At 43.0% G+C, this 5,394-nt stretch carries 6 protein-coding genes and 1 pseudogene; 2 read left to right on the forward strand and 5 right to left on the reverse strand.

Annotated elements, in window-relative coordinates; translation table 11 throughout:
* Positions 1-763 (reverse strand): YtpR family tRNA-binding protein (ytpR, locus tag Q0224_RS00340; protein ID WP_366939488.1); only part of this gene is annotated, 763 nt, incomplete at its 3' end.
* Positions 760-1,752 (reverse strand): phenylalanine--tRNA ligase subunit alpha, encoded by a 993-nt coding sequence (gene pheS, locus Q0224_RS00345; protein WP_297948041.1) that lies wholly within the window; start codon positions 1,750-1,752, stop codon positions 760-762. The genes ytpR and pheS, both read right to left, overlap by 4 nt.
* A 123-nt stretch (positions 1,753-1,875) precedes the next feature.
* Between pheS and Q0224_RS00350 the strand changes: the two genes are divergently transcribed.
* Positions 1,876-2,229, forward strand: coding sequence for a histidine triad nucleotide-binding protein (locus tag Q0224_RS00350; RefSeq protein ID WP_009493554.1), 354 nt, complete (start codon positions 1,876-1,878; stop codon positions 2,227-2,229).
* A 289-nt stretch (positions 2,230-2,518) separates the two neighbouring features.
* On the opposite strand, the gene Q0224_RS00355 is transcribed toward Q0224_RS00350, so the two are convergent.
* A complete protein-coding gene (locus Q0224_RS00355; protein ID WP_297948042.1) occupies positions 2,519-3,250 on the reverse strand; it encodes a DUF3944 domain-containing protein in 732 nt (243 codons plus the stop codon).
* A gap of 160 nt (positions 3,251-3,410) precedes the next feature.
* Here Q0224_RS00355 and Q0224_RS00360 point away from each other — a divergent pair, with 160 nt between their 5' ends.
* Positions 3,411-3,617: a transcriptional regulator gene (locus tag Q0224_RS00360; RefSeq protein WP_297948043.1), complete on the forward strand. Its 207-nt coding sequence runs from the start codon at positions 3,411-3,413 to the stop codon at positions 3,615-3,617.
* Positions 3,618-3,976: 359 nt separating this feature from the next.
* Here Q0224_RS00360 and Q0224_RS00365 read toward each other — a convergent pair whose 3' ends face one another.
* A complete protein-coding gene (locus tag Q0224_RS00365; protein WP_297948044.1) occupies positions 3,977-5,062 on the reverse strand; it encodes a methyl-accepting chemotaxis protein in 1,086 nt (361 codons plus the stop codon).
* Between the two features lie 66 nt (positions 5,063-5,128).
* A pseudogene (locus tag Q0224_RS00370) lies at positions 5,129-5,394 on the reverse strand (argininosuccinate lyase); the annotation flags it as partial.

Genomic DNA, 5,394 nt, shown 5'->3' on the forward strand with positions numbered 1-5,394 from the left:
GGCGCTCGATGCGGTTTTGTTTATCGCACTCGATCAGCGCCAAACGGATCTTCATTAGCAAATTTTCGTCGAAATACTCTTTTATCTCAAATGCTCGGTACTGAAAACTGCTTTGTAAATTTTCCTCGGCGTGGATGGCTAAGATACGCCCGATACCGAGCAAATTTTCGCCCTCTTCGTATCTGGCGGCGTCTTTTAGCGGCAGATCAAGCGCAGCCGACAGATCCCTCGCTACCCCATAAACGCTTAGGCAGTCGCCGCGATTTGGCGTTAGCTCGATCTCGATGATATCGTCGTTTAGTAGCGGATATTCGCAAATTTCTTTACCCAGTTTTAGCTCGCCGATACTTTCATCTAGCGGCATTATGCCGTCGTTTGTTTTTACGAGGCCTAGCTCGACGGATGAGCAGATCATACCGTTTGACTCGACGCCGCGCAGTTTTGCCCTCTTTATCTCTAGTCCGCTTGGCATAACGGCGCCTGATAGCGCCACAGGCACGAACTGCCCGGCCTCGACGTTTTTCGCGCCGCAGACGATTTGTAGCGTCTCTCCGCCCACATCCACTTGACAAACGCTTAGTTTCTCGGCATTTTCGTGTTTTATCTTGCTTTTTACGTAGCCTACGACGATGTTTTTAGGTACTCTGATCTCTTTAAAGCTATCAACCTCAAGTCCGATCGAATTTAGCGTCTTTAGTAGTGTTTCGCTCGTTACGCTCGAGATATCTAGCCATTCGCTTAGCCAATTTCTTGAAAATATCATTTAAACTGCTCCAATAATCTTAAATCTCCCTCGAAAAGCGAGCGCAAATCAGGAATTTGATGAAGCAGCATCGCAAATCTCTCGACTCCAAGCCCAAATGCGTATCCGCTTACGTTTTTGTAGCCGACTGCTTTAAAGACGTTTGGATCGACCACGCCGCATCCCAGCACCTCGAGCCAGCCCGTTTGCTTGCATACGCGACATCCCTCGCCGTGGCAAAAAATACAGCTAATATCGACCTCTGCGCTAGGCTCCGTAAATGGGAAAAAGCTAGGGCGAAAGCGCACTTTAACGTCGCCGAACATGTATTTTAAGAAATTTTCAAGCATTGATTTTAAATTTGCAAAGCTCACCGCGCCGCCCTCCTCGACCACGAGGCCTTCTACCTGATGAAACATCGGCGTGTGCGTTAGGTCCATATCGCGGCGAAACACCGTTCCCGGCGCTATCATGCGGATCGGAGGCTTTTTGCTCATCATCGTGCGCACCTGCACGGGGCTAGTATGCGTGCGGAGTAGCCTAAAATCCTTAAAATAAAACGTGTCTTGCATATCGCGCGCAGGGTGATATTTAGGCAAATTTAGCGCCTCGAAGTTATGAAAATCATCCTCTATGAGCGGCCCAGTCTCGAGCGAGAAATTTTGCATCATAAAGTACTCGATGATCTTATCCATCGTAGCCATCACGGGGTGCAATGCGCCAGCGCCCGAAGGCTCGTTAAATAGCGTGATATCGATAGCTTCGGCCTTCATTTTGGCTTTTATCTCGCCGCTTTCAAGCTCGGTTTTTTTAGCTGCTAAAAGCTCTTCAAATTCGTCTCTTAGCTTGTTTAAATTTGCCGCAAATTCCTTCTTGGCCACTTCGTCCATGTCCTTAAGCTTAGCAAACTCCGACGTGATCGCGCCCTTTTTGCCCAGTAGCGCGACGCGAATCTTGTCTAAATCCGCCAAATTCCCGCATTTTGCGATACTTTCTCTATACTCTTGCAAGTTTTTACCTTTACTGAATTTTAGGATAGATTGTAGTCAAAATTTGATAAAATCTGCCTAAAAGGCGGGAAATTTTAACTTTTACTTGTTATAATTAAGCCAAATTTTAACCAGGAGAAAATCATGACGATATTCGAAAAAATCGTAGCAGGCGAAATACCTTGCAACAAAGTGCTGGAAAACGACAAATTTCTAGCCTTTAACGACATAAATCCAAAGGCTCCGATTCATATTTTGATCATCCCGAAAAAACATTTTGAAAATTTTCAAGAGATGGACGGAGCGCTGATGGGCGAGATGACGAAATTTATCCAAGAGGTCGCGGTGCTGATGGGAGTAGATAAGAGCGGATACCGCCTAGTCACAAACTGCGGCGAAAACGGTGGTCAAGAGGTCATGCACCTGCACTTTCACCTGCTAGCGGGCGCAAAGCTGGGCTGGGTAGATACCGCGACCGATCCGCAAAGTACGTTTTAAATTTTTAAAATTTACGCTCTAAATTTGAGTGCAAATTTGATTTAGCGAGCCAACCTTTAATTTAGGTCGGTTCGTCTGTTTTTAGTTTAAATTTAACCATCCCACCAATTATAAATCCATTCAAAAAAGCTATCCGTAAAGCCGTAATAATACAAAACGCCGATAATAGCGGAGTAAATTAGGCATCTGATTATTGCGTTGTTGCGTTTTCTGCGTCTTTCGAGTCTTTCTTGCTCTTCAATCCAATCCCAAATTTTTTTACCCCCACTTATTAACGAAACGATTTCCATTAACATTCTTCACCCTTATTCAAATAAACTTGCCTTAAAAAAGCCACTTGGATAACCGCAGGTATCGTTACTCTGTATGCAGGACCGGCTATATCTGCCGCAGTCCAAACACCCGTAATAAGCCAGCCTATAGGTCCGGCAAATATGCTAATAGTTCTTGTAAGCGTCGCATTCGCCGCCAAACTAAGACCTCTGCCCAAAATAATATTTGCGATAGTATTGGCCACGATGAGAGCTATTTTATACGACATAAATCCGCCTCCTTTAATTGCTACTTGCAAAGCGCCCATAACGGCTTGCGATGTAAACTTGGTAGTTTTTAATCCAAGCTCGTTTGAGATATTTTTTAGGTCTTCCTCACTCATCTTATCTAGACTATCAGATAAAATTTTCATAAACAGCCCTTGCTCTATAGTCTGCGTATTTTGCGATTTATTATAATTAACCTTTAACTTATCGCAAACGTCGCATAAAATTTCTTTATATAAAAGACCATGCCCTCTAAACATATTTGCAATCGTATTGCCGCCAAAAAGTTGCAACTCCTCACAAATCAACTCTATATACCTTTGATGGTCTGGATAAAATTTTTTAAAATCATCTTTAGCGCTCAGCTCTTCAGTCATTCTTCCATCCCCATCTTTACCTTTAAGAATATCAACAAGCTCATTTAAATCGCTACTTTTTAGCTCACGCAAGAACTCCAAATCCTCATCAAATTTGTACGCCATTTTTACCCCTCATTTAAAATTTGAAGAATGCTACCGAAACGAGCCTTAAGAGATATTAAATTTAAGGAATAAATCCTTATAAAGTCTAAATATAAAGTAATTATTCCTTAGTTGATAAGTCAGCCTATTTTCTCGAAAATTCCCGATAAAAAGGCTAAAAATGGGAAATAATCTATCAAAAAGAGATATAGCGGGGATTTTAAATATAGATACGAAAACGCTTTATAACTGGAAGAAAAACAAGCCCGAACTCTACCGTATCGTTATGCTAGGGTTTAAATTCGACGAGCTCTTAAAACAAGCCGAAAACAACCTTAACGAGCTTCAAAAAATCGCGGAAGAAAATCAAAATTTTAGATTGAAGTGAGGATTGGAGCCGTATTTGGCGCGATAAATTCGGCAAGGGCTCGGCATTAAAATTTAGTAAAAAATGCGGCGCCAAATTACGCCAAATCCCGTAAAATTTGATATCGTTAAAAAGATAAATCAATTTAACCACCCTGCAAAACGCACCTTAAATTTGAGCGGAAATTTAAATCTGACTCGGCAAACCTACTTTTAAATCCATTCGAATTTGCATCGATTCGCATTAAAAAGCAGGCGCTAAAAATACCCGACAAAAACCAATAATACTCGGCAGACATATTGAAAATATACAAATTTCGCATAATCTGCTGATTTTGATAAATTTAACCGCCCGCCGCGAAAGCGAGTGACCGAATTTTATTATTTCCTAGCCGCTCTAACCGCGTCCAAAAGCGTTTCAAAGCCTACTTTGCTCGAATTTTCCACGTCTTTTAGAATTTCCACCCCAGCGATGTTATCCTTGCTACTATCTGCAAAAATCTTGATCGCTTTCTCTAGCCCGCTATGGACGTTTTCGTGATCGCGCGAGATATCTTGCACCGTTTTTGCGTCTTTTACGATATTTTTGACTTTTTCATTAAACCACTTACCAAATCTGCAACGCCCGGCCTCAGGTATGCTTTCAAATTCGCCGTTTAAAACGGCTCTATAACCATTTAGTTTCATATTTATATGATCGATCTTGCCGTTGCTAACGTTAACTTCGTTAGTTAAATTTAATGTTTGATTTAAGATATTTTGCGTATTTTCGTTTACGCTTGCGATAGTGCCCTGAAAATCGCTCAAAACGCGCATGACGTCGCCTGAAATTTGAGAAAAATTCTCACTCATTCCTATCATAGTATTTGAGCTTTGTTTAAGTCCGTTTATATTCACTTCGACTTCGAGAGTAGCTTTTTGCGTGCGTTCGGCGAGCTTTCGCACCTCATCGGCCACCACGGCAAATCCGCGTCCGTGTTCGCCCGCGCGAGCCGCTTCGATAGCCGCGTTTAGAGCTAGCAAATTCGTCTGATCGGAGATATCTTTGATGAGATTTATAATCTCCACGATCGACATCACGCTGTTATTTAGCGACGAGGCGTCGTTTTGCAGGTCGCCGCTCATTTGCTGGACGTTTTGCATAGAGCTAACGATAAAGCTCGTCTGCTCGCGCAGTTCGCCCGTCTTGGCAAAGGTTAGATTATTTAGCTCGTTTATATTTTTGAGTATTTCTAAATTTTCTTCCATCGTACCCTGCAAGAAATTTATACCGTCGGCATAACTATCCAGTAGCAGTTTGACCGCGTCGGCCTGCAACTTAGGCGCGTCCTGCTTGTTAGCCGCGCTTGATTTTACGGCCTCTAGCTCGCTTTGCAGTCTTTCAACCTGCGCTTTTAGGCTTTCGTTTTCTTGCTCTAAAGCAGCATTTTTGCTTTCTAGCTCTTTTTTATATCCGCCTCCAAACATCTTTCCCTCCTTAATTTTTCTATAATTATATTAAAAATTTCATCTTTAAGCGATAAATTTTAAAATTTATTTATCTTTCAGCCACCCGTTTAAAATTTCAATCTGCGCCGCGACGCTCTCGTTCGCCGTGCCTCCTTGCGACTTGCGCGCCTCCTTAGAAGCGTTTAGATCAAGAAATTTAACCGCGCCCGCGCCCAGGCTTTCATCCACGCTAGCGAGCTGCTGCGCATTTAGCTCGCTCAAATCCAGGCCCAAATTTTCCGCATACGCCACGGCTTTGCCCGTGATGAAGTGCGCCCGGCGAAACGGCACGTTTTTCTCCCGCACGAGAT

The sequence above is a fragment of the uncultured Campylobacter sp. genome (assembly GCF_938002845.1).
GTDB lineage: Bacteria > Campylobacterota > Campylobacteria > Campylobacterales > Campylobacteraceae > Campylobacter_B.